The 24,333-nt window shown below is 65.0% G+C and carries 21 protein-coding genes and 1 tRNA gene; 14 read left to right on the top strand and 8 right to left on the bottom strand.

The window, feature by feature from the left end:
• Positions 1–11: 11 nt before the first annotated feature.
• Both ABXH26_RS05420 and ABXH26_RS05415 read left to right on the top strand, forming a co-directional pair.
• On the top strand, positions 12–935 hold the full coding sequence (locus tag ABXH26_RS05420) for an RluA family pseudouridine synthase (protein WP_353566028.1): 924 nt from the start codon (positions 12–14) through the stop codon (positions 933–935).
• 4 nt (positions 936–939) lie between these two features.
• On the top strand, positions 940–1,209 hold the full coding sequence (locus tag ABXH26_RS05415; protein ID WP_353566027.1) for a hypothetical protein: 270 nt from the start codon (positions 940–942) through the stop codon (positions 1,207–1,209).
• Here ABXH26_RS05415 and ABXH26_RS05410 read toward each other — a convergent pair.
• The gene (locus ABXH26_RS05410; protein WP_353566026.1) at positions 1,170–2,372 is read right to left on the bottom strand and encodes an FtsW/RodA/SpoVE family cell cycle protein; all 1,203 of its coding nucleotides are present in this window, start codon (positions 2,370–2,372) and stop codon (positions 1,170–1,172) included. The two genes, ABXH26_RS05415 and ABXH26_RS05410, sit on opposite strands and share 40 nt — an antisense overlap.
• Positions 2,373–2,517: 145 nt before the next feature.
• On the opposite strand from ABXH26_RS05410, the gene ABXH26_RS05405 reads away from it, so the two are divergent.
• The 3 genes from ABXH26_RS05405 (at position 2,518) to ABXH26_RS05395 (ending at position 6,323) form a co-directional block, all read left to right on the top strand.
• Positions 2,518–3,012 (top strand): hypothetical protein, encoded by a 495-nt coding sequence (locus tag ABXH26_RS05405; protein ID WP_353566025.1) that lies wholly within the window; start codon positions 2,518–2,520, stop codon positions 3,010–3,012.
• A 91-nt stretch (positions 3,013–3,103) separates the two neighbouring features.
• Positions 3,104–4,768 (top strand): ribulokinase, encoded by a 1,665-nt coding sequence (locus tag ABXH26_RS05400; protein WP_353566024.1) that lies wholly within the window; start codon positions 3,104–3,106, stop codon positions 4,766–4,768.
• A 16-nt stretch (positions 4,769–4,784) separates the two neighbouring features.
• Entirely contained in the window at positions 4,785–6,323 is a 1,539-nt protein-coding gene (locus tag ABXH26_RS05395; protein ID WP_353566023.1) for a glycosyl hydrolase, read from the top strand.
• Positions 6,324–6,424: 101 nt separating this feature from the next.
• Here ABXH26_RS05395 and ABXH26_RS05390 read toward each other — a convergent pair whose 3' ends face one another.
• Positions 6,425–7,243, bottom strand: coding sequence for a BrxR family helix-turn-helix transcriptional regulator (locus ABXH26_RS05390; protein WP_353566022.1), 819 nt, complete (start codon positions 7,241–7,243; stop codon positions 6,425–6,427).
• A gap of 291 nt (positions 7,244–7,534) precedes the next feature.
• A tRNA-Pro gene (locus ABXH26_RS05385) sits at positions 7,535–7,611 on the bottom strand.
• A gap of 162 nt (positions 7,612–7,773) precedes the next feature.
• On the opposite strand from ABXH26_RS05385, the gene rpsP reads away from it, so the two are divergent.
• Entirely contained in the window at positions 7,774–8,031 is a 258-nt protein-coding gene (gene rpsP / locus ABXH26_RS05380) for a 30S ribosomal protein S16 (RefSeq protein WP_353566021.1), read from the top strand.
• Positions 8,032–8,162: 131 nt separating this feature from the next.
• The gene (prfA, locus tag ABXH26_RS05375; protein ID WP_353566020.1) at positions 8,163–9,236 is read left to right on the top strand and encodes a peptide chain release factor 1; all 1,074 of its coding nucleotides are present in this window, start codon (positions 8,163–8,165) and stop codon (positions 9,234–9,236) included.
• Positions 9,237–9,242: 6 nt separating this feature from the next.
• Here the strand turns inward: prfA and ABXH26_RS05370 are convergent, their stop codons facing one another.
• Both ABXH26_RS05370 and mnmA read right to left on the bottom strand, forming a co-directional pair.
• Entirely contained in the window at positions 9,243–9,629 is a 387-nt protein-coding gene (locus ABXH26_RS05370; protein ID WP_353566019.1) for a hypothetical protein, read from the bottom strand.
• Positions 9,630–9,664: 35 nt separating this feature from the next.
• Positions 9,665–10,744, bottom strand: a complete 1,080-nt coding sequence (gene mnmA, locus ABXH26_RS05365) for a tRNA 2-thiouridine(34) synthase MnmA (protein WP_353566018.1) — start codon at positions 10,742–10,744, stop codon at positions 9,665–9,667.
• A gap of 110 nt (positions 10,745–10,854) precedes the next feature.
• Between mnmA and ABXH26_RS05360 the strand changes: the two genes are divergently transcribed.
• From ABXH26_RS05360 to ABXH26_RS05330, 7 genes are all read left to right on the top strand, one after another.
• Positions 10,855–11,715: a hypothetical protein gene (locus ABXH26_RS05360; protein WP_353566017.1), complete on the top strand. Its 861-nt coding sequence runs from the start codon at positions 10,855–10,857 to the stop codon at positions 11,713–11,715.
• Between the two features lie 41 nt (positions 11,716–11,756).
• A complete protein-coding gene (locus ABXH26_RS05355; protein ID WP_353566016.1) occupies positions 11,757–13,031 on the top strand; it encodes an ATP-dependent Clp protease proteolytic subunit in 1,275 nt (424 codons plus the stop codon).
• Between the two features lie 223 nt (positions 13,032–13,254).
• The gene (locus ABXH26_RS05350; RefSeq protein ID WP_353566015.1) at positions 13,255–14,283 is read left to right on the top strand and encodes a rod shape-determining protein; all 1,029 of its coding nucleotides are present in this window, start codon (positions 13,255–13,257) and stop codon (positions 14,281–14,283) included.
• 34 nt (positions 14,284–14,317) lie between these two features.
• Positions 14,318–15,121: a rod shape-determining protein MreC gene (gene mreC, locus ABXH26_RS05345; RefSeq protein WP_353566014.1), complete on the top strand. Its 804-nt coding sequence runs from the start codon at positions 14,318–14,320 to the stop codon at positions 15,119–15,121.
• Positions 15,121–15,705 carry a hypothetical protein gene (locus tag ABXH26_RS05340; protein WP_353566013.1) on the top strand — a complete coding sequence of 195 codons (585 nt, stop codon included), beginning with the start codon at positions 15,121–15,123 and terminating at the stop codon, positions 15,703–15,705. The genes mreC and ABXH26_RS05340 overlap by 1 nt, the downstream gene beginning before the upstream one ends.
• A 19-nt stretch (positions 15,706–15,724) precedes the next feature.
• Complete coding sequence (gene mrdA / locus ABXH26_RS05335) at positions 15,725–17,893, top strand: penicillin-binding protein 2 (protein ID WP_353566012.1); 2,169 nt, start codon at positions 15,725–15,727, stop codon at positions 17,891–17,893.
• Between the two features lie 26 nt (positions 17,894–17,919).
• Positions 17,920–19,506, top strand: coding sequence for an Rne/Rng family ribonuclease (locus ABXH26_RS05330; protein ID WP_353566011.1), 1,587 nt, complete (start codon positions 17,920–17,922; stop codon positions 19,504–19,506).
• 22 nt (positions 19,507–19,528) lie between these two features.
• On the opposite strand, the gene ABXH26_RS05325 is transcribed toward ABXH26_RS05330, so the two are convergent.
• The 3 genes from ABXH26_RS05325 to guaB form a co-directional block, all read right to left on the bottom strand.
• Positions 19,529–21,040: a bifunctional metallophosphatase/5'-nucleotidase gene (locus ABXH26_RS05325; RefSeq protein WP_353566010.1), complete on the bottom strand. Its 1,512-nt coding sequence runs from the start codon at positions 21,038–21,040 to the stop codon at positions 19,529–19,531.
• 231 nt (positions 21,041–21,271) lie between these two features.
• Positions 21,272–22,795, bottom strand: a complete 1,524-nt coding sequence (guaA, locus tag ABXH26_RS05320; protein WP_353566009.1) for a glutamine-hydrolyzing GMP synthase — start codon at positions 22,793–22,795, stop codon at positions 21,272–21,274.
• Positions 22,796–22,821: 26 nt separating this feature from the next.
• Positions 22,822–24,276, bottom strand: coding sequence for an IMP dehydrogenase (gene guaB, locus ABXH26_RS05315; RefSeq protein ID WP_353566008.1), 1,455 nt, complete (start codon positions 24,274–24,276; stop codon positions 22,822–22,824).
• Between the last annotated feature and the right edge of the window lie 57 nt (positions 24,277–24,333).

Raw genomic sequence — 24,333 nt, 5'->3', positions numbered from 1 at the left:
CAAGGCGGCGGATGGAGATCGAGGTCGATGGCGAACCGGGCAGCCGGCTGGATGCGTTCCTGGCATCGCGGCTCGATGACTTGTCGCGCTCGCGCATCCAGGCGCTGATCCGCGACCAGCACATCCGCCGCAATGGCCAGCCGGCGAAGCCGCGCGATGCGGTGGCGCTCGGCGACCGGATCCAGATCGACCTTCCGGAGGCCGTCCCCGCCGAGGCCCAGCCGGAGGAAATCCCGCTGGCGGTGCTTTACGAGGACGACGACCTGCTGGTGCTCGACAAGGCGGAGGGCATGGTGGTCCACCCCGCGGCGGGAAATCCCGACGGCACGCTGGTCAACGCGCTGCTCCACCATTGCCGCGGGCGACTGTCGGGAATCGGCGGCGTCGAGCGGCCGGGCATCGTCCATCGCCTCGACAAGGACACCTCGGGCTGCCTGGTGGTGGCCAAGACCGACACCGCCCATCGCTCGCTGGTCGATCAGTTTGCCGGCCGAACGACCTCGAAACGCTATCTCGCCGTGGTCCAGGGCACGCCGCCGGCCGAGGGCGACACCGTTTTCACCCACATCGCGCGGCACCCGGTGAACCGCATGAAGATGGCCGTGGTCACGCCGCCGGCCGGCAAGCCATCGATCACCGACTACCGGGTGCTCTCGCACGATCCGGCCACCGGCAGCAGCTTGGTTTTATGCGACCTCCACACCGGCCGCACGCACCAGATCCGCGTCCACATGCTGCACCTCGGCTGCCCGCTGATCGGCGATCCGATTTATGGAAAACCCGCCCGCCAGAAGGCGCAGCCCGGGCGCATGATGCTCCACGCCTGGCAGCTGGAGTTCGATCATCCCGCGGACGGCCGGCGGATGAAGTTCGAGGCGCCGATCCCGCCGGAATACACGCCCTGGCTGCAGCTCGCGCCGGAAAACCTGCTCTAACACCATGGACCTGCCCTTCAGCGAAGACGACGCCGCGGACCGATTTTTCGAGGACCTGCTCGATGCCGTGGACCAGCAGCTCGCCTCTCCGGCGACGCCCTTCGTTTCCAAAACCCTCGACCGGCTGGTGCGCGAGGGCCTGGAGCCGGAGGAGGCGCGGGAGGCGATCGCCCGCGTGCTGGCCGAGGAAACGGACCGCGTGGTGCGGACGAAGCGGCCTTTCGATCTGGAAGGCTACCGCAAGTCGTTGGAGAGGATCAGCCCCGGTTCCTGAGGCTTGGTCTTTTCTTTCTCCTCGGCGGTCACCTTGGCGCGCTTGCGGTGGACCCACACGCTTTGGACGAGGCCGAGCAGGAACATGCACATCACCACGAAAGTGCCCGAGTAGCTGATCAGCGGCAGCGGGATGCCGGTGATCGGCATGAGCTGGATGCACATGCCGATGTTTTCGAAAACGTGGGCGAAAATGAGCGCCACCACCCCGCCGACCAGCATGCAGCCCATCATGTCGCGCGCGTAGGAGGCGACGAACAGGCACAGCACCAGCAGCACGGTGAAGCCGGAAATCAGCAGCAGCCCGCCCTTGAAACCGAGCTCCTCGGCCATCACGCCGAAGATGAAGTCGTTGTGGGCGGTGTTGAAGGGAATCATCTTGCGGCCGTGGATCGAGCCCTGGTCCGCGGTGGACATGAAGCCGGTGCCGTTCCAGCCGGCGTGGCCGACCGCGATGGCGATGTTGTAGGGGGCGTAGGCGGGGCCGTTGGTGTCCACCGGGCGCTCGGCGAGCATGTCGAGGAACAGCTCGATCCGCTCCTGCCCGCGCTCCGAGACCTGTGGGAGCACCACGAAATAAAGCAGGGGCACGGCCGCCACGGCAATCAGGAGCATGAAGCTCAAGTAGCGGAACGGCACGCCTCCCACGATCAGGGCCACCAGCGCGACGGGCATCCAGACCAGCGCCGAGCCCATGTCGCCCATCTTCACCACCACCAGAAAGGGGATCCCGGTGAGCGCGCCGACGATCGCGATCTTGGTGAGGGGCTCCTCGAGCAGCCAGCCGATCTTGGGGATTTTCCGCCCCAGCCGCGGCAGGTCCTGGAGCAGCCAGGCCAGCATCAGGATGCCGGCTGCGATCGCCGGCTGCGCGGGCTGGAAGCTCAGCCCGAAGCGGTTGAATTGGTGGACGTCGGCATCCGAATTCATGATCGAGGCACACAGGCCCAGTCCCACGACATACATCGGCAGCGCCAGCCAGCGAAACCAGCGGTAGTCGAACATCGCGGTGATGAAATACGCGGCACTGCCGAGCAGAATCCATTTTTTCTGCAGTCCGGCGTAGTAGGCGCCGCCCTCCGGCAGGTAGCGGGCCGCGCTCTCGATCGAGAACACGCCGACGGCGAGGAGACCGTACATCACGATCACCAGCCACCAGTTCATCCCGAGAAGTTTCCGCAGCAGGGGCGTCATCCGCGGCGAACGCTCCACAATGCCCCACCCCGGCGCAAGCCAACAAAGGGAATGGGGCGGCATCTTCTTGGCGGCCCGGCTTGCGTCGATCCGGTGCGGCACCGAGGTTGGCTTCATGAAACGACTGCCGGTCCTCATCGGCCTCCTGCTCCTGATCGGCCTTGGCGCGTGGTGGTTTTCTCCCACCCAGAAAATGAAGCGCCGGGTCTCGAACATGATCCAGACCGCCAACGTGCCGGCGAACATGCCGGACATCGCCCGCAATACCCGGGGGCCGAATCTGGAGAAGTACCTTGCCCGGAAAATCCGCATCCAGCCGCCCTCCGGCTTCCCGGAACGCATTCCGCATCAACTGAAGCGCGAAAACGCCGCGCTCTTCTACTCCGCCGCCGCCCGCGGAGTGCGCATGATTTCACTGCAGGCGCCCAGCTTCGATGCGGTCGAAATCGAGGGTGACCAGGCCACGGTGCGCTTCCAGGTCGATGCCATCGTCGATCTCGGCGCGACCCGGCCCGTCGATGGAATCATGCACATCAACAGCCGTTGGCGGCGGGATTCGGAGGAGGGCTGGAGGCTGGAGTCCCTGGCATGGGAGGAATCCGGTCGATGACGGCTTTTCGAAGCCACTAAACGTTTCCTATCTTTCCTCATGACCCAACTCCGGGTTTCCCTTTTTCGAAATCGGTGCCCACGTTGCGGCCATGTCTTACACCATCGGCATCGATTACGGAACCAACTCGGTCCGCGCCCTCGTGGTCCGCATTTCGGACGGCGCGGAGCTGGGCACCTGCATCTTTGATTACCCGTCGGGAAATCAGGGCATCCTCCTCTGCCCCAGCGATCACCACCTGGCCCGGCAGAATCCCGCCGACTACATCCAGGGCGTGGAAACCGCGGTCAAAGGCGCGCTCGCCGAGGCGGCCCGGACCGAGGGCTTTTCCGCCAGCCAGGTGATCGGGATCGGCGTGGATGGCACTGGCTCGAGCCCGATCCCGGTCGATGCCTCGAACGTCCCGCTCGCCCTCGATCCGGACTTTTCCGGCAACCCGAACGCCCACTGCTGGCTGTGGAAGGACCACACCTCGATCAAGGAGGCCGCCGCGATCACCGAAAAGGCCGGCGAGATGCGCCCGCAGTACCTCGCCAAGATCGGCGGCACCTACTCGTCCGAGTGGTTCTGGGCCAAGCTCTGGCACTGCCTCAATATCGACCGCCAGGTCTTCGACGCCGCCCACTCGTGGGTCGAGCTGTCCGACTTCGTCCCCGCCCTGCTCGCCGGCGTGAAGGACCCCGCGCAGATCCGCCGCGGCATCTGCATGGCCGGCCACAAGGCGATGTATGCCGAGGACTGGAACGGCCTGCCGGACAAGGAGTTCCTGGCCGCGCTCGACCCCGCCCTGGCCGACCTGCGCGACCGCCTCTACGACCAAGCCTACGATGCCTCGGAAAAGGCCGGCACGCTGTGCGCCGAGTGGGCGGAAAGGCTCGGCCTGCCCGAGGGGATCGCCATCGCCATCGGCGAAATGGATGTCCACTACGGGTCGATCGGCTGCGGCGTGGATGAAGGCACGCTGGTCAAGGTGATCGGCACCTCGACCTGCGACTGCGCCGTCGTTTCCGCCGACAAGGACGTGGCCGACATCCCGGGCATCTGCGGCATCGTCAAGGGCGCCATCCTGCCCGGATTCTATGGCGTCGAGGCCGGCCAGTCGGCCGTCGGCGACATCTTCAAGTGGTACGTCGAGGGCGTGATCGGTGAGGTCAGCCAGCACGGGCCGCTCACCGAGGCGGCCGGCAAGCTGAAGCCCGGTCAATCCGGCCTGCTGGCGCTCGATTGGAACAACGGCAACCGCACCATCCTGGTCGACCAATCGCTGACCGGCCTGATGCTCGGTCAGACGCTGCACACCAGCCGGGCCGAAATTTACCGCGCGCTGATCGAGGCCACCGCCTTCGGCGCTCGCGCCATCATCGAGCGGATCAAGGCCTACGGCGTGCCGGTCGAGCGCGTCGTCTGCTCCGGCGGCATCGCCGAGAAGAACGCCATGCTGATGCAGATCTACGCCGACGTGACCGGCTGCGAGATGCGCGTCGCCCGCTCCAGCCAGGCCTGCGCGCTGGGCTCGGCGATCGGGGCGGCGGTGGTCGGCGGCGGCCATCCGGACTTCGCCACTGCGCAGGCGGCGATGACCGGCTTGAAGGACGTCGTTTACCAGCCGATCCCTGAGAACCAGGCGGTCTACGAAAGGCTCTACGACCTCTACCGCGAGCTGCACGATGCCTTCGGCGGCGTGGTCGAATCGGCCCATCTCGGGCACGTCATGAAAGATCTCCTCGCGCTCAAGGCGGAAGCCAACCAGGGCTGAGAACCCCTCCGCCGCCATGCTCCACCGCAGCCTCGCCCTCCTTTTCGCCCTCGCCTCGCTGCTGCCGGCGCGGCAGTGGGTCTTTCAGGGCATCAAGGAGCCGGTCGAGGCGGAGCTGGTTACGGAAAAGAACGGCTTCGTCGTCATGACGGGCGCCAACGGCAAGAGCTTCGAGCTGCCGCTGGAGAACTTCACGCCCGCCAACCAGGCCTTCATCCGCATCGCCGCCGCGAAAAAAGAACCCGCGCCCTTCGCATCACCCGGAAAGCCGATCGAGCGCACCCGGGACTACAAGCGGCGAGAGGACGAGCGCGTCACCGGCACTTTCCTCGAGATCGGCCCGGCGACCGAGGTCCATCTCACCGGCGCCGACGACCCGCTGCGCGGCAGCTCGGTCCACTTCACCGCCCCGGACGGCTGGCTGGTGTTCGAAAACATCCGTCCCTCCGAGGTCATCGAGCATTTCCTCGACCGCATGCTCGTCAACGGCTCGGCGGCGGAAATCGACAAGAACATCCGCGTCAACCCGTATGCCGGCGGCGCGGTGGTCATCCCTCACGGCCCGGATTTCCCCGCCCTGAACCTGTTTCCCTCCCCCGGCCTCTCCGGCACGCCGACGGCCTTCCCGATCTACGATAAACCCAGTAGCGAGGACATCCCGACGGCCGGATCCCTCGTCCTCAAGCGCGGCTACACCGCCACCCTGGCGGAAAACGAGGATGGCAGCGGCTTCAGCATCAACTACGTCGCCCAGGACCACGACGTGGTGATCGACCCGCTGCCCGAGGGGCTCGGCAGACGCCCGAAGTTCGTCCGCGTCTTTCCGTGGAACTGGTGCAGCAAGAAGGGCATCGCCGGGGGCATCCACCAAGGACTGGACTGCGGCTGGTTCTACGACTGGAACATCGGCGCGAACTCGTCGCCCGACCTCGAATACGTCGCCATCCGCCAGAACCGCCACTGGCCGGGCATGGACCAGGACTGGCGCCATAAAGGCATCAACCACCTGCTCGGCTTCAATGAGCCCCACCGGCCGGACCAGGCGAATCTGTCGGTCGATGACGCCCTTGCCGCCTGGCCGGTCTTGCTCCGGACCGGGCTGCGGGTCGGATCGCCGGCGGTCAGCGATGGCGGTCTCGGCTGGCTCTACGACTTCATGAACAAGGCCGACAAGGCCGGCCTCCGGGTCGATTTCGTGGCCGTCCACTACTACCGCGCGGTGCCGGACCCCGGCGACGGCCGCTCCGCCGCGGCGGCGATGAAGCGTTTCATCGACGACATCCACGCCCGCACCCGGCGACCGATCTGGATCACCGAGTGGAACAACGGCGCCAACTGGACCCCGCACCGCGATCCCTCGGAAAAGGAGCAGGCCCGCGCCATCGCCGACATGATCGAGATGCTCGATGAAACGCCCTACGTCGAACGCTATGCGCTCTACAACTGGGTCGAGGACGGCCGCAAGCTGAAGCGCGACGATGGCAGCCTGACTCCCGCCGGCGAGGTCTATCGCGACCGGCACAGTCCGGTGTTTTTCACCCAACCCCGCTACTGAGGTCCATGATCCGCAAAGCTTTCGTGATGTCCGTCAACGCCGGAGCCGGGGAGGAACACGAGCGCCGAAATCGAGGACAGCCGCGCTGGGAGGCGATCGCGTCAGGCGGGAACGAAGTGTCCCGGCAGCCGTTTGGTCTCCACCGGCACCCGAAGCATCGCCTCCACATACTGCCGCATCGCCCTGCGGCAGCGAAGCTTGAGGATCCCGCTCTTGCCCACGCCGTAGTCCATCGCCAGGGCGGCCCGCCTTTCCGCCGACAGGCTCGGATTGATCCGATACTGCAGGGTCTCGAAGGTCTCCCATGATTCGTCGACCGGGGGCTCCTCTTTCACGCTCTCCGGCCACGAGGCGCGCGAGATCCGCCCGAGCACAAAATCCTGCCACGCGCCGTTCCTGCCGCACCATGCCCGCACGTGCCAGCGCAGGCCGTCATGTGCGAAGGCCCGCGGCACGATCATCCGCTGGCCCGACCTGCCGCTGCTCACGCTGTGGTAGTTCACCTCCAGCCGCAGCCCCGCGCAGACCGCCAGAAAGATCCGCCTCTCGACCTCTGCGGAAACCGGCCGGCGCGGCACTTTCACCATCTCCACCCTGCCCGTGCCGACGAACTCCGCCGTGGCACCGACCGCCACCTTGTCTCCCAGAAACACCGCCATCCCCTCCTCCAGGCGTGGCTCGTGCAGCACGCAGCGCATCCCCTCCGCGCCCTCGTACCGCTTGCGACTCATCTGGTAGTTCAGCGCCCCGGGGTTCAGCTCCTGATACTTCTGCAGGTCGCTCGATGCCTGCGCGGAGGAAATTCCGAACATCGCGACCAGATCCGGCCGGCCGATCCAGCCGCGCCACCACACCGCGCGCTCGATCAAGCGCAGCCGTTCGCGCGCCGCCCAGTTCTCCATGCTCGTTGCGTTGCCCATCGTCTTTGCGATTCAATCTTCACATTGCGGAAAGGGAGAGCCTCGGGTGGGAGCCATCCCTCGTCTTTTTCAGCCCAACAGGATGAAACGGCGTCAACGATCGTTAAGCAATCCTAAATACCGACTCCCTCTCTGGAGCCCTGCACCGTCGGATTCGAGGCCCGGGCCCGTCGAGCGGCTCGACCCGAGAGGTCCCATCGAAGGCTCGTGATGCAGCGGCTTCCCGCGCTTCCAGCCGAGGTCTCTGAATACCCTGCGCCGCGAAAAGCCCGGGCGGGGCGAAGAAAAAAATGGTCGGGGCGGCCAGATTCGAACTGACGACATCCTGCTCCCAAAGCAGGCACTCTACCAGGCTGAGTTACGCCCCGGAACCGGGCGGGAAAAGGACAGATCCCCCCGCCCTTGGCAAGCGGGAAAGCACGGCTTCGCCAAAAGCCCCAAGATTCTGCTTGGCAAGGCGGCCCGTACCGTACACCTTCCGCGCCCGCCCGCTCCCTGCGGACCCCGATTTTTTTACCACACATTCAATTATGGCCGTCGCTCTCCGCCTCAACCGCCAAGGAACCAAGGATCGCCCGTACTACAAGATCGTCGCCGTCGACAGCCGCAAGCGCCGTGACGGACGCTACATCGAGCAGCTCGGCACCTACGATCCGATGAAGGAAGGCGCGAACTACACCATCGATCTCGAGAAGGCCGACAAGTGGGTGGACAACGGCGCCAAGCCGTCCGAGACCGTGGCCAGCATCATCCGCAAGGCCCGCACCGCCGCCAAGGCCGAGGCTTGATTTCCTTTCGTTAAATCGAAGCTCAAACCGCGACCGCGCGCCCTCACCGGGTCCGCGGTCGTTTTCGTTGTCCACCCCGGCATCATCTTCGGTTTGGCATTCGTCATTTGTCGTTCATCATTCGGCCACCCATGGATTTCACCCACCTGATCGACCAGCGCCGCCGCCGCTTCGCGGAAATCACCGAGATCATGGGAGATCCCGACCTGTTCTCCGACGCCCGCCGCGCGTCCGAGATCATGCGCGAGCACCGTCGATTGAAGGAGACGCTGGAAATCTGGGACCGCCTGGAAAAGTCCCGTTCCGAGCTGGGCGAAAACGAAGAACTGGCCGCGGCGGATGATCCGGAAATGGCCGAGCTGGCCGCCGCCGAACTGGAACGCTTGCGGGCGGAGATTCCGAAGTTGGAGGAAAAGCTCCAGTATGCGCTGCTGCCGGCTGATCCCAACGAGGACCGCGATGCGATCGTGGAAATCCGCGCCGGAGCCGGCGGCGATGAAGCCTCGCTGTTCGCGGCCGAGCTGCTGCGGCTTTACCAACGTCATGCGGAGAACCGGGGCTGGAAAACCGAGCACCTCGGCTCCTCCCCTTCGGAGGTCGGCGGCTTCAAGGAAGTCGCCCTCGGCGTTTCGGGCGACGAGGTCTTCCGGTTCCTGAAATACGAGTCGGGCGTCCATCGCGTCCAGCGCGTGCCGGCGACCGAAACGCAGGGCCGCATCCACACTTCCACCGTCACCGTGGCCGTGCTGCCGGAGGCCGAGGAAGTGGACGTCCAACTCAAGCCCGACGAGCTGCGGATCGAGGTCTGCCGTGCCGGCGGCGCGGGCGGCCAGCACGTCAACCGGACCGAATCCGCGGTGCAGGTGTTCCACCTGCCGACGGGGATCATGGTGCGCTGCGAGGACGGCCGCTCGCAGGGCCAGAACAAGGAACGGGCGCTGCAGATCCTGCGCTCGCGGCTTTATGAAATGAAGGTGCGCGAAGAGCAGGAGAAATACTCCGCCACGCGGCGCGCGCTGATCGGATCCGGCGACCGCTCGGAGAAGATCCGCACCTACAACTTTCCGCAGAGCCGCATCACCGACCACCGGATCGGCTACACCTCGCACCATCTCGATGCGATCATGAACGGCTCGCTGGAAGAGCTGACCACCGAGCTGCAGAAGGCCGAGATGGCCGAGCGGCTGGCGGGGATGGAAGGCTGACCCAGGTCAGCGGATGATCACCTCTTTCAAAAGCTCGCTGTAGATGTGGATCTCGGTCCCGAGCCGGCCCTTCTCGCTGCACTGGAGATACCACCCGTATTTCTCCGACCAGCGGAAAGTGTGGCACTCGAGCCGCTTGTCACGCTCGCCGAAGCGGCCTTTGAAAAGCCGGAGAACGGACACCCGGCAAACATTGGGATGAATGAAGCCGTTTTCGTTCAGGTCGCCCACCACGACCGACACCACCTCGATCGGATCCGAGGTCAGATCGAAGGCCAGGCGGATCAAGCGGACGGCTTCCTTTTCCGTGATTTCGGCCGGCGAGTTCGCCGCCTGGGAGACGCCGGCGCCGAGAAACAGCACCGCCAGCATCATCGCGAAAAACGATTTCATCCTCGCTGGGACGGAATCGTGCGGATTCTATTCACTCACCCGATTTCCTCGAACACCCCGCCGCCAAGCAAACGTCCGCCCTCGTAAAAGGCACAGATCTGGCCGAGGGCCAGCGCGCGCTGCGGTTTTTCGAAGGTGAGTTCGACCCGGCCATCCGGCAGTGGCGCCATCCGGCAGGGCTCGGGTTTCGCGCGGTAGCGCGGCAGGGCCTCGATCCGGCGCGGAGTGTCGAAGGGTTCGTTGATCGCCGACAGGGTACCGATCACGCAGCGCTCCGCATAAAGCCCCGGCGTGCTGGCCTCGTCCCAGCCCACAATCAGCCGGTTCCGCCCGAGATCCTTGCCGATGACCACGTAGGCCATGCCATCGCGCGGCGAGGCGACGCCGTGACCCTTGCGCTGGCCGAGGGTGTAGAGGTGGAGCCCGTCGTGGCGACCGAGGACTTTTCCGGAGGTGTCGGTGATTTCCCCGGGCGAATCCGGGATATAGTGGCGGATGAAGTCGCGCATCTTGATCTCGCCGATGAAGCAGATCCCCTGGCTGTCCTTCTTGCCGGCGGTCGGCAGGTCATGACGCCGCGCCACCTCGCGGACGGCGGGTTTGAGCAGCTCCCCTACGGGAAACAGGGCGTGTGCGACCTGGCGCTGGGTCATCAGGGAAAGGAAGTAGCTCTGGTCCTTGTTCGGGTCGGCGCCCTTGAGCACCGCGCCCTGGCCGTTGGCGAGGTCGCGGCGGCGCGCGTAGTGGCCGGTGGCGACCTTTTCGAAGCCCTGCTCCAGCGCATAGTCGAGGAACACGCCGAATTTCATCTCGCGGTTGCACCAGACGTCGGGGTTCGGGGTGATGCCCGAGCGGTAGCCCTCGACGAGGTAGTCGACGATCCGCGCCTTGTATGGGTCGATCAGATCGATCACCCGAAACTCGATGCCCAGCTTTTTGGCCACCGCCAGGGCGTCCTCGAGGTCGCTCTCCCACGGGCAGTCACCTGGCAGGCCCTCGGCATTGACCCAGTTCTTCATGAAGGCGCCCGCCACCTCGTGCCCCTGCTCGAGCAGCATCGCCGCCGCCGCCGAGCTATCGACACCTCCCGAGAGTCCCACCAGCACCTTCGCCATGGGCGGACGATTGGAACCCGACGCCGAAACTGCAAATCCGAAAAGCTCCCGCCACACCCTCCGGAAACTTGGAACTTGGAACTTGGAACCCGGAGCTCCAAACCCCTCGCGTGTCCGATTCCGCCCGTTCCCCGCTCTCCGGCTGCGCCATCCTGATCGCCGCCGTGTGCACCCTGCTGTTCCTGATCGGCTTCTCGATGTGGGTGCCGTTCCGGCAGGCAGCGGCGATCGAGAAATTCACCCGCGCCGACCCCGCACCCGTCCCCGCCGCCGAGCTCAGCGAAACGGAGGGCCGCGAACTGGATGCGCGGCTGGCCTCGTTCCGCGAGGCCGTCGAAGGCGGCGAACAGGCCGCTTCGCTGGAGCTGGATGTGAACGACCTGAACGATGCGATCGCCCGCTACCCGCAGTTCAAGGAGCTTCGCGGAACCTTCCATGTGAAGGAAATCCGCGACGACGAGATGCTCATCGACATCTGCTACCAGCTCAATGGCCGGCCGCGGTTGGCGAAGGAGGGCGAGGATGGCCCGATCGCCGCCGATCCGCGCTATTTGGTGGGCACCATGCACGTCACGCCGCTGCTCTCGAAGCGCGAGGTCGCGCTGCACGTCAAGGCGCTCGACGTTCCCGGCGCGGAGGTCGACGAGGGCTTCATGGGTCATTTTTCCACCCTGAGGATCCTCGAGCGCTACCTCAAGGATCCGGCGATCGGCCCGGTGATGGCCAGGCTGACCCAGGCCCGGCTGCAGGATGGAAAGCTCCTGCTGGCGCGGAATCCCGGGGAGCCTGTCCCGGACGTGGTGACCGACCAGCAGTTCCGCAAGGGAGGCTCGCGCATTGTGATTTTCATCGGCGGCGCGCTGCTGGTTTTTCTCCTTTTGGCCGGCACCCTGCTGTTCCTCGGCTACCGGGCGCAACTGAAGAAAATTCAGGAAGAAGAACGAACGAACGCGCCTTCCACCGACGTTTGATTGACGATACGACACCCGAGCAAACTCCATCGGCCCTCATCATGAAAGACCGCTTCACCCGCGCCGCCATCCTTTCCCTCGCCCTCGCCGCGCCCCTGCACGCGCAGGAATCCGCTGCCGCGCCCTCCGCCACCCCGGCCCCGACCGCCGCCTCCGAGGGGTCCGCCGAACCGTCCAAATCGGCGGAGGACAACTCGATGAAATCGGAGCAGGAACGCCTGGCTCTGGAGAACGCGTTGGTGGATGAACGGGTGAAAAAGGAAACCTCCGACATGCGGGCCGAGATCGCCCGCCTGCAGGCGGAAAAGCAGCTCATCTCCGAGCGGCTCAACCTCGCCGAACTCAAGCGCCAGTCCGAGGCCCAGCAGGAAATCACCGAGTCCAAGGTCGAAGAAGAACGCCTGACCCGCGAAGCCGCCATCGCCAAAGCCCGCGCCGAGGCCCTCGCCAACGAACTCAAGGCCGCCCAGGCCGAGCACGCTCTGGAACTGGAGAAGCTCGACAGCGAAATCTCCCGCTATAAGAAGAGCGAGGAGCGCGAAGGCTACGCCGACAACCCGCCGGAATACCTCGACAATCCGCTGCGTGACGACGGGGTGCTGGTGATTTCCGACCGCCGCATCCCTCTGAACGGCGCGATCACCACCGAAACCGCGGATTTCATCACCGACCGCATCCATTTCTACAACAACATGGATGCCAAGAAGCCGATCTTCATCGTGATCGACGAGTCGCCCGGCGGCTCGGTCATGGCCGGCTACCGCATCCTCAAGGCCATGGAGGCCAGCGAGGCCCCGATCCACGTGGTTGTGAAATCCTTCGCCGCCTCCATGGCCGCGGCGATCACCACGCTGGCGGAGGAGTCCTACGCCTACCCGAACTCGGTGATCCTTCACCACCAGATCAGCAGCACCCTCTTCGGGCGCCTCAACCTCACCCAACAGGCCGAGCTGCTGAAGGACAGCGAGCGGTGGTGGGACCGCTTTGGCACCCCGATCGCCGAAAAGATGGGCATTACCAAGGAAGAGTTCATCAAGCGCATGTATGAGCAGGTCTCCAGCGGCGATTGGAGCGAGTTCGGCACCGACGCGCAGAAGCTCAAATGGGTGAACCACATCGTGAGCGGCATCGAGGAAACCTCGCTCACCCATTCTCCCGATGCCGAGGATGCCGCCAAGTCGGCGAAAAAGGCGGCCATGTTCGGGCTGGAGAAGGGCGTCGATGACGAAGGCCACCCGGTGATGTATCTGCCTCGGATCAGTCCGAAGGACGTCTATTTCCTCTACAATCCGGACGGCTACTACCGCATGCGCTGAGCCGGAAATCTCCCGCTGACCGAAGGTCGCCAATCCCTTCAATCCCATGGGACAGCAGCCGGAATCCCGCTTGACCGGGAAGCGGCGCTATCCGCATATTCCCACCCCTCCCGACCGGCATGGCCGCGGGGGGGATTTTTTTATCCGAAACTCTCTGGCGAAACGCCCGCAAGAGTCCGGCAGCCACTTCTTTTTTTTCGATCACTTCCCATTCAATTTCAACATGCTAGCCAAGATTTTCGGAAACTGGTTTTCCAATGATATCGGCATCGACCTCGGCACCGCGAACACTCTCGTCAACGTCAAGGACCAAGGGATCGTCCTGCGCGAACCCTCCGTGGTCGCCGTCAAAGCCGGCACCAATGAGGTGCTGGCCGTGGGCGACGATGCCAAACGCATGCTCGGCCGGACGCCGGGCAACATCGTGGCCATCCGCCCGCTGAAGGACGGCGTGATCGCCGACTTCCAGGTCACCGAGGCGATGCTCCGCCATTTCATCCGCAAGGTGAACCAACGTCGCCGCAGCAACACCCGCGTGGTGATCGCGGTGCCGTCGGGCATCACCGAGGTCGAGCGCCGCGCGGTTTCCGAGTCCGCCGAGCAGGCCGGCGCCAAGTGGGTCCACATCGTCGAGGAGCCCATGGCGGCCGCGATCGGCGTGGGCCTGCCCGTGATGGACGCTTCGGGAAACATGATCGTCGATATCGGCGGCGGCACCACCGAGGTGGCCCTCATTTCCCTCGGCGGCATCGTCTACGCCCGCTCGGTGAGGACCGCGGGCGACGAACTCGACGAGGCCATCGTTTCCTACATGAAGCGGAACTACAACCTGATGATCGGCGAACGCACGGCCGAGGACATCAAGATCCGCCTCGGTTCCGCTGCCCCGCTGGCCAAGGAACTCACCATGGACGTCAAGGGCCGCGACCTCGTCGCCGGCCTCCCGAAGACGATCACCATCACTTCGCAGGAAATCCGCGAAGCCATGGCCGACCCGCTCGGCACGGTCGTCGATGCCGTCCGCACCACCCTCGAGCGCTGCCCGCCGGAACTGGCCGCCGATCTGGTCGATCGCGGCATCGTGCTGGCCGGTGGTGGCGCCCTACTACGCGGGCTCGACAAGCTGCTGCGCGAGGAAACCGGCCTGCCGGTCCACATCGCGGAGGATCCGCTGAGCGCCGTGGCCGAGGGCACCGGAAAGATGCTCCAGGAGCTCGACGTCCTGAAGCGCGTCACCCACCAATCGAGCTGACGCCCGCCGGGCGCTCCGATCCCACCTCCGGGCAATGCGGCCGTTCAACCTGCTTGCACTCCTTCTTTTCCTGGCCGGCGCCACCTGGGCGCTGACCCGGAGCCCGGAGACCGTGCGCTCGATGCAGGCCACCTACTACCGGGCCATTTCGCCCTTCCTCACCGTCGGCTCCGACCTCGAGGTGAAATCCCGGGCATTTCTCGACGAAGTCGAACATTCACGGAAGCTCGAGGCCGAGGTGGATGCGATGCGCGAGGACTTCGACCGCCTCAAGCTCATCGAGTCGCGCTTCCGCACCATCGAGGCGGAAAACGCCACCTTGCGCCGCGCGCTCGACTTCAAGGAACGCAACCGTTTCGACGTCATCGCCGCCCGCGTGACCCGCCGCCAACCGACCACCTGGTGGCAGACCATCGAGATCGGCCGCGGCACCGACGCAGGGATCGGCACCGCGTTGCCGGTCGTGACCGATGCCGGTCTGGTCGGCAAGATCGAGATCCTCGAGAAGGAGCACTCCACCATCATCCTTCTCACCGACGAAGCCTGCCAGGTGGCTGCCAAGGTCGAGGGCAGCCCCGAAGAAGGCATCGTCCAAGGCGAGCGCGAGCAATTCGGCAGCACCCCCTTGCTGCGGCTCCGCTTCCTGTCCCCGAAGGCCCGGCTGCAGGAAGGCATGCGGGTCTTTTCCAACGGCAAGGGCGGGGTCTTTCCCGCCGACATCCTGATCGGGGAAATCGTCCGGATCGAGCCCGGCCCCCTCTCCACCGAGGCGCTTGTCCGTCCGTCGGTCGATTTCCAGAATCTCTCCACCGTGTTCGTGCTGACGACACCGAAGTGATGATCCGCTACGTCGCTTCCATCCTGGTGCTCGTGCTCGTGGCGGTGATCGTCCAGCAGTTCCTGCCGGCGCTTACCGCGCTCTCCGGATCACGGATCCTTCCCGTTGCCCTCGTTTTCCTCTGTGCCGCCGTCACCCTGCCCCCGCCGGGCATGCTCCTGCTCGCCTTCGTGTGCGGGTTTTTGACCGACCTGGAAAACTGGATCGGCCCGCATGGCGGCGACCCCGCCATTTACCAGTTCCCGGTCGAGACCCTGCGCTTCGGCTACTCGATCATCCTCTACGGCGTCATGGGCATGCTCATGCAGGGCATCCGTCCCCTGTTCCGGCGGGGAAACTGGCAGCTTTCCGCCCTGCTCGCCGGCATCGCCGTCTTCCTCTATCTCACCTCCGAGTTCCTCCTCATCAACTTCATCCGCGGCGGCTTCAGCTTCGGCAGCCGCACGCTGATGAAGATCTCGCTTAGCTCCGCGCTGACCACCCTTTTCGCCCCCCTGGTTTTCTGGATCCTTTTCGCCCTCGCGGAGCGCTTCCACTACACGATCCGTCTCGACACCCAGCGGCGTCGTCCCGGAGAGTCGTGATTCCAGCTCCGCACCCACCATGAATTTTCTCAGCCAAGGCATCCGCGTCCTCCTCCTCACCCTGATGGTGCTGGCAGGTTTCGGCGCATTGGTGAAGCGCCTCTATTACTTCCAGATCACCAAGCGCGACCACTACCAGTCACTGGTCCCCGGCGACCGCGAGGTCACCGTGCGCGAGCCCGGCGTGCGCGGCACGATCCGCGACCGCAACGGCGTCGAACTCGCCCGCAACCGGCGGAGTTTCGTCGTCTACTTCGACCTGGAGGAAATCCACCGCTCCTACCGCCAGCAGCATGCCGAGGACCTGAAGCGCGAGAAACTCACCACGGAAAACGGCATGCCCCGCGCCTCCGAGGAAACGGACATCGTGGAGATCGTCAACAAGTGGATCATCCCGATGCTCGACGACCTCGGCCTGGCAAAAAACTACCGTGCCAGCGCCCTCAGGACCCACTACGTGACCCACCGCGGACTGGTTCCCTTCACCTACACCGCGGACCTGACCTACGAGCAGTTCGCCAAGCTGGCCGAGCACAGCCTCGAGGTCCCGGGCGTCTACATCGATGTCCAGCCGCAGCGCGAGTATCCCTATAACGCCCTCGCCTCCCACATGCTCGGCTACGTCCAGCAGTGGAAACCGGGCGAAATCCCCGATGAGGCCAAGCGCAAATACGACCACTACATCGGTGATGAAAAGGGCACCATGGGCCTGGAAGCCACGCTGGATGAGTTTCTCCGCGGCGCCGCCAGCAGCAAGACGCTGGTGAAAAACGAGAAGGGCCAGATCACCGCCCTGACCGACTATCGGGCACCCGAGGAAGGCGCGACCGCCACCTTGTCCATCGATGCGCGGATCCAATACCTCGTCACCAACACCATCCGCCGTGCTGGTCGTGCGGCCGCGGTGGTGATGGATGTCAACACCGGCGAGGTCCTCGCCATGGCCTCGGTGCCGGACTACAACCCGAACGATTTCATTCCGACGATCTCGCCCGAAAACTGGAAAAGCTACAACTCCAACAACTGCACACCGCTCGTCGACCGGACCATTTCCGCTTTCACTCCCGGCTCCACCTTCAAGCTGGGGACAGCGCTCAGCGGGTGCCTCAACGGCTTGGCCACCCGCTCGTTCTCGTGTGATGGCTACGTGTCCTACGGGAATTACAAGCCGGCTTGCTGGCTGTGGAACCAGTCCCGGGGCAGCCACGGACTTCTCACACTTCCCCAGGCCATCCAAAAATCCTGCAATCCCTATTTCTTCAAGTTGGGCAACACGCTGGGTGAAGAACGCCTTGTCAACGGCTTCACCATGCTCGGATTCGGCCGCCAAACCGGCATCCGGCTCCCGGCGGAAAGCCCCGGCAGCCTGCCTGGCTCCAAGGCTTGGAAACGATTCACCCACAAGAACGGGCTGACCCCTGGCGACATCGCCCAGGTGTCCATTGGCCAAGGGGACTCGCTGGCCACGCCCCTTCAGCTCTGCTCAATGGTCTCCTGCATCGCCAATGGCGGCCGCTATTACCGCCCGCGCGTCGTCAAGGAGGTCGTGACCCACGACGGCAGGAAGCTGATCGAGGACAAGCCCGAGCTTCGATTCGACCTCATCCAGGAGGGCGTCGATCCCGCCCAGCTCGAACTCGTTCGCAAGGGCATGTGGAAGGCCGTCAACGAAGCTGGCGGCACCGCCGGCCGAGCGCGGATTCCTGGTGTGGAGCTCGGCGGAAAAACCGGCACCGCCCAAACTTCCGACAACGGGAAACCGTCCCACAACGCCTGGACGGTCGCTTTCGGGCCTTTCGACGATCCCAAATACGCGGTGGCCGTGCTGGTCCAGGCCGGCGGCTCCGGCGGCGCGGTCTGCGGCCCCCTCGCCCACCTCATTTTCAGCGGCATCCTCGCCCGCGATGACGGCATGCAGCTGCCCCTCGCCCCTCTCGACCCGGTCGAAGGCAACCGCGAGGAAATTGATGCCATTCCCCTGCCCGAGGACGTCATGGCGGCCATCGATGCCACCGACATCCCCGATGCCGGCGAAACCGGCGACGAAGCAAGCGATCCCATCGAGGTCCGCCCCACCGTCACTCTCCCCTCCCAACCCGCGGTCACTCCCGAGCCGACCCTCACCCCTGAGGTCGATGCCGAAGGCACGGTCGTCCCCGAGCCCCCCCCGGCGGGCGGCACGCGGTAAACAAATCCTTTTATTTATCCTTATCCATGATCCAACGCATCAAACGCATCTTCGGCATCGGAAAACCGAGCCCGAAGGAAGGCAATACCCTTATCATCAACGTCGAACGACTCGAACGCCGCGTCGCCCTGCTCGAAGGCGGCCTGCTGGAGGAATACACCGTCGAACGCGAGGGCGATCAGAACATCGTCGGCGGCATCTTCAAGGGCCGGGTCCGCAACATCGAACCCGGCCTCAAGGCCATGTTCGTGGACATCGGCCTTGAGAAGAACGCCTTCCTCCACTTTTGGGACGCCATCCCCGCGGCCCTCGATTCCGGCCTTGAGGAAATCGAGCGCGGCGACCGCCCGAAGAAGAAAAAGAAGAAGATCACCTCAAAGGACATTCCATCGATCTATCCGGTCGGCTCGGAAATCATGATCCAGGTTTCCAAGGGCCCCATCGGCACCAAGGGCCCGCGCGTCACCACCAATATCTCACTCGCCGGACGCTATCTCGTCCTCATGCCCTACACCGAGCAGTTCGGCATCTCGCGGAAAATCGACGACCCGAAGGAACGCGCCCGGCTGCGCAAGATCATGCAGCGCCTCTCGGTCCCCGACGGCATGGGCATCATCATGCGCACCGTCGCCCAAGGTACCCGCGCCCGCCATTTCGTCAGGGACCTCGCCATGCTGCTCGAGCAATGGGACGAAGTGGAAGAAAAGCGCGACGCTTCGCCCGCTCCCGTCTGCGTGTTCCAGGAGCCCGGTCTCATTGAAAAGACCGCCCGCGATTTCCTCACCGATGAGATCGATCAGGTCATCTGCGACTCCGAGGAAACCACCGAGCTGGTCCGCGAGATCGCCGGCAAGGTTTCCCGCCGCGCCAAGCGCCGCATCCACCACCTCGCCACCCAGGGGCCGATTTTTGAAAGCCTCAACCTGCAGAAGCAGATCGACGAAGCCTTCTCCCGCCAGGTCTGGCTCAAGTGTGGCGGCTACATCGTCATCGATGAAACCGAGGCCCTGATCTCGATCGACGTCAACACCGGCCGCAACCGCGGTGCCAAGGACGTCGAGAAGATGATCCTCCAAACCAACATCGAGGCCGCCGAGGAGGTCGCCCGCCAGCTCCGCCTGCGGAACATCGGCGGCCTGGTCGTGGTGGACTTCATCGACATGCGTCATCGCAAGGACCAGCAGCAGGTCTACAAGGCGATGAAGGACCGCCTGCGCAGGGACAAGGCCAAGACACAGGTGCTCCAGATCTCGTCGATCGGGCTCATGGAAATGACCCGCCAGCGGCTCAACGAGTCTCTGCGGGACACGATGTTCGAGCCCTGCCCGTACTGCCAGGGACGCGGCCGCGTGAAGACCACCATGACCATGAGCGTGGAAATCCAGCGCCGCCTGGTTTCCCTCATCAACAAGCGCCGCGACCAGGGCGGAGACCTGATCGTGGTCGTCAACTCCGACGTGCTCAACCGATTCAAGACCGAGGACAGTAAGCTGCTCGTCGATCTCGAGCGCCAGCACTCCGGCCGGCTCATCTTCCGCTCGGACCCGTCCCTTCACCGCGAGCGCTTCGCCGTGATCGACGCCAAAACGGAGAAGACCATCGAGCAGGTCTGAACCTCGCGAGGAAGGGGCGATCTCAGATGGTCCCTTTCTCCAACAGATACTCGATCAAAGCATCGCGGGTCGCCACCCCGGTGAGTTCGCGTTTCGACTCCGGACGGAACAGGATCTCGCGGGCCTTCATCATCGAGCGCCCGCCGGACTGCCCATCGTAGGAGTTCAACGCCACGCGGTAGCGCCGGCCCGGCTCCAGCGCCCGCCCGCCGTGCAGGATCGCCTCGATGCGGCCGTCGCCGTTGCGTTGCACCTCCATCGGCCACAGGTCCCGGTCACTCTGCTCGGACCCCTCCTCGACAATGGCTGCGATCTCCAGCGGGGTCAGCTCCGCCGTCACCAGCAGGTTCTCGTAGGGCAGCCACTCCCAGCAATCGCGTACGGTCTTGTCGCCGGCTTGCACCGGACCCGTGCCGAAGGTGCCGTGAAACACCGCGTCCACCGGCATGCCCGCTTTTTCCAAGGCTCCCGCAAAGGCCGCGCAAAGCAGACTTCGCAAGGACCGTGCGCCGGTTTCCGGCAAAGGCGAGCTCACTTCGCAGACCTTCCGTGCGAGTTGCTCATCAGCCCTTCTCAGCTCGGGCCGCGCCGCCTCCATCACCGCCGGGTCCAGCTCGAAGCGGGAATCCATCAGCACCGTGAAGGCGCGCTTGTCGATCAGGCGGCGGCTCTCAGCGTCGAAAGCGAGGTCCACGCGCCCGCAATGGATTCCGAAATAGTTCGCCTGGCTGCAAAGGGTCTCGCCGACCTTGAACGACGGCTCGTCGCGGTGGCTGTGGCCCGCCAGATAGACGTCCACGCCCGGGGCCGCCGACAGCATCGTGCGCACGGGGTTTGCGAAGTCGTCCTCGAACCGCCAGCCCATGTGGCCCAGCGCCACCACGGCATCGACCTTCTGCGCCCGTAGCTCGGCGATGCTTCTCTTCAGGCACACCGCCGGATCGGAAACCGCCACGCCGTCGAGCGTTTCCGGTGCCAACCAGAACGGCATGCCCGGCGTGGTCACCCCGATCAGGCCGATGCGGAAGCCCGCCACTTCCTTGATCATCCAAGGCTTCACCTTCTTCCACGGCCCGCTCGCGTCATCGGAGGCACGGCCATCCACCGTTAGGTTCCCGGTCAGGATTGCCGAGGTCGATCGATCCAGCGCGCCCTCGATCACTCCGCGACCCCAATCGAGATCGTGATTGCCGATCGTCCAGGCATCGTAGCCCAGCCGGTTGAAGAGATCGATCATCACCGTTCCATCCGTCTCCAATCCCACCGCGGTACCCTGGTAGACGTCGCCGATATCCACCAGCAGGGAATCCGGATTCTGGCGCTTCCACTCGCGGATCTGGGTCACGCACCGCGCCATGCCGCCGACATCCCCGATGCCATCGTAGGTCTGCGTCGGCTCGATGTGTCCATGCAGGTCGGTGGTGAAAAAAATCGAGACCGTCTTCACCCGGCGCGAAGGGTTTCCCCAACCCAGCGATGTGGCACCAAGCCACGCGCCTCCGGCGAGCAGCCATTCTCTTCGAGTGAGATCCATGATGACCGGGAGCTTTGGCGGTTCCCCGGGCCGTTTCAAGCCAAGGGATCCCGCCGCCTCTGCTTCACCCCGGAAAACCCCGAGCTGCTCATCTCGGAGATTCTCGACCGCTGCTCCCAGCTCAGTTCCTCCCGCAGCCGCACACTCAAGCGCGACCACACGTTCCGTGCGGCCTGACCCGGTCCGGCTCTGGCGTGGCTTGGCGCTTTCCGGTTCGACTCCGGGCTTTCCTCACTCCCACTCGATGCTTGCCGGTGGCTTGGTGGAGATGTCGTAGAGAACCCGGTTGATGCCGGCGACGCCGTTGAGGATGTCGTTGCTGGTGTCGCGCAGGAGCTGGTAGGGCAGCTCGACCCAGTCGGCGGTCATCGCGTCCTCACTGATCACGGCGCGGAGGGAAATCGCCCACTCGTAGCTGCGCTCATCGCCCTTCACGCCGACGGTCCGGACCGGAACCAGGCAGGCGTAGGCCTGCCACACGCGGTCGTACCAGCCGCTCTCCTTGAGGTGGCCGATGAAAATGGCATCGCACTCGCGGATGATCTCCAGACGCTCGAGCGTCACCTCGCCCGGACAGCGCACCGCGAGCCCGGGCCCGGGGAACGGGTGGCGGTGCAGGATGTCGTGCGGGATGCCGAGCGACTTGCCCAGCGCACGGACCTCGTCCTTGAACAGCTCGGCCAGCGGCTCGAGCACCTTGCCCTGCGCCTGCAGCTCAAGGATCTTGTCGACCCGGTTGTGGTGGGTCTTGATCTTCGAGGCCTTCGACTTCGAGTTCGAGGCGCTTTCGATGACATCGGGATAGAGGGTGCCCTGCGCCAGCAGCTCGGCGTTTCCGACCGCGCGCCAGAATTCCTCGATGAAGAGGTTGCCGATGATTTCCCGCTTCTTCTCCGGCTCCGTCTGTCCGGCCAGGGCCGAAAGGAAGCGCCCGGAGGCGTCGACTGTCTCGATCGGCACGCCCATGCGGTGGAAGTTGCTGCGGACCTCGTCGCCCTCGTCCTTCCGCATCAGCCCGTGGTCGACGTAGATCGCGCGCATGTTCACGCCGGCCTCGTGCAGAAGTACGGCGAGCACCGTACTATCGACGCCGCCGGACACGCCGCAGACGACCTGGCGCTGGCCGACGCGGTCGCGGATCTGCTCGAGCAGCTCGCGCTTGAAGTCCTCGATCCGGAACGGCTCCAGCTTGCCGGCGTGGAGCAGGAAATTGTGGAGGATGCGGGTGCCCTCGTGGCTGTGGGTCACCTCCGGGTGGAACTGGATGCCGAACCACGTCTCACCCCACTGGAGGGCGACCGGCGTACCGTGCTGGTTGCGGGCGACGACCTGGCAGTTGTCCGGCAGGCGGCCGACGGTGTCCGAGTGGCTCATCCACACCTGCGACTCGTGCGGGATGCCCTCGAAAAGCCCCTCCGCGGTGGCGGGCACGAGCTTCGCCTGGCCGTACTCGCGCCGGTCGCTGGGCTCGACCGAGCCACCGAACTTGATGTTGAGCAGCTGCATGCCGTAGCAGACGCCCAGCACGGGAACGCCGAACTTTTTCAGCGCCTCGAAGTCGAGGTCCGGCGCGTCCGGCTCGCTGGTGCTTCGGGGGCCGCCGGAAAGGATGATGGCACCGGGTTTCCCGATCTCCGGGAACTCTTCCAGCGCGTAGAGCTTGGCAAAGTAACCGAGCTCGCGGACGCGGCGGACGATCAGCTGCGTGTACTGCGAGCCGAAGTCGATGACGGCGACGTGTTGGTTTTCCTCCATGATCTGTAAATCGGATGGCCGTGAAATCAGGCGATCGGCTGGTAGTTGGTCGGTTCCTCGGTGATGACGATGTCGTGGACGTGGCTCTCGCGCAGGCCACCCGGCGTAATGCGGGTGAAGGTGGCGCGCTCGCGCAGCTCGGCCAGGTCGTTCGCGCCCACGTAGCCCATGCCCGAACGAAGGCCGCCCATCAGCTGGAAGACCACGTCGGCCAGCGGGCCCTTGTAGGGCACCCGGCCCTCCACGCCCTCGGCGACGAGCTTGCCTGACGAGTTCTGGTTGTAGCGGTCCCCCGCGCCCTTCTGCATGGCGCCGATCGAGCCCATCCCGCGGTAGGTTTTGAAACGACGGCCCTGCGAGTAAACCGTCTGCCCCGGACTCTCGCGGGTGCCGGCGAGCAGGGAGCCGAGCATGACCAGGTCGGCCCCGGCCGCAATCGCCTTCACGACATCGCCCGAGTAACGGATGCCGCCATCGGCGATGACCCGCACGCCGCGCTCGCGGCAGTAGCTGGCGGCATTCTGGATGGCCGTGAACTGCGGCATGCCCACGCCGGCGATGACCCGCGTGGTGCAGATCGAGCCCGGGCCCACGCCGACCTTGACCGCGCTGGCTCCCGCATCAGCGAGGTCCTTTGCACCCTCGGCGGTGACAACGTTTCCGGCGACCACCGGTCGGTCGGAAAGCTCGCGCAGCTGGGCGATGACCTCCATCACCCGCGTCGTGTGGCCGGTGGCGGCATCGATGAAGAGCGCGTCAGCACCCGCCTCGACCACCGCCTTGGCGCGATCGAGGAAATCCGGGCCCACCCCGACAGCGGCGCCGCAGCGCAGGCGGCCGTTCGGATCCTTGGCAGCATCGGTGAAGGCGGCGCGTTTCTCGATGTCGGCACCCGTGATCAGGCCGACCAGGCGGTTGCTTTCATCGACCAGCGGCAGCTTCTCGATGCGGTTCTGGTAGAGAATATTCCGAGCTTCGCCGAGGGACGTCGAGGGCGGCGCGGTGACCAGCTTTTCCCGTGGCGTCATCACCTCAGCCACCTTCGACGAGCCATCGTCGAGATAGCGGATGTCGCGGCCGGTGACCATGCCCAGCAGCCTGCCTTCGCCATCGACCACCGGAAACCCGGAGAAGCCGTGCTCGGCCATGATCGCGCGCACGTCGTCGACCGTCTGCTCCTTGCAGACCGTCATCGGCTTGAGGATGACCGCGTTTTCCGAACGCTTCACCCGCGAGACCATCGAGGCCTGGTGGTCGATCGGGCAGGCGCGGTGGATGACGCCCATGCCCCCCTCGCGGGCCAGGGCGATCGCCAGTTCGGCCTCGGACACGGTGTCCATGGCCGCGGAAACCACGGGGATCCGCAGCTTGATGTCGTCGCAGAGCGAAGTCGTGAGATCCGTCGAAGCCGGGAGCACGGAGCTCAACCGGGGGGTCAGAAGGACGTCGTCGAAAGAAAGTCCAAGGGTGATGTCCGCCATGGCGGAGTCAAAGGAGCCCACCACGACGAATCAAGCCCGAATGCATCGACCTCCGGC

The sequence above is a fragment of the Haloferula sargassicola genome, from assembly GCF_040362925.1.
GTDB classification, from domain to species: domain Bacteria; phylum Verrucomicrobiota; class Verrucomicrobiia; order Verrucomicrobiales; family Akkermansiaceae; genus Haloferula; species Haloferula sargassicola.
The sequence above is the reverse complement of the archived record's forward strand: the minus strand, read 5'-3'. Positions and strand labels throughout refer to the sequence as shown.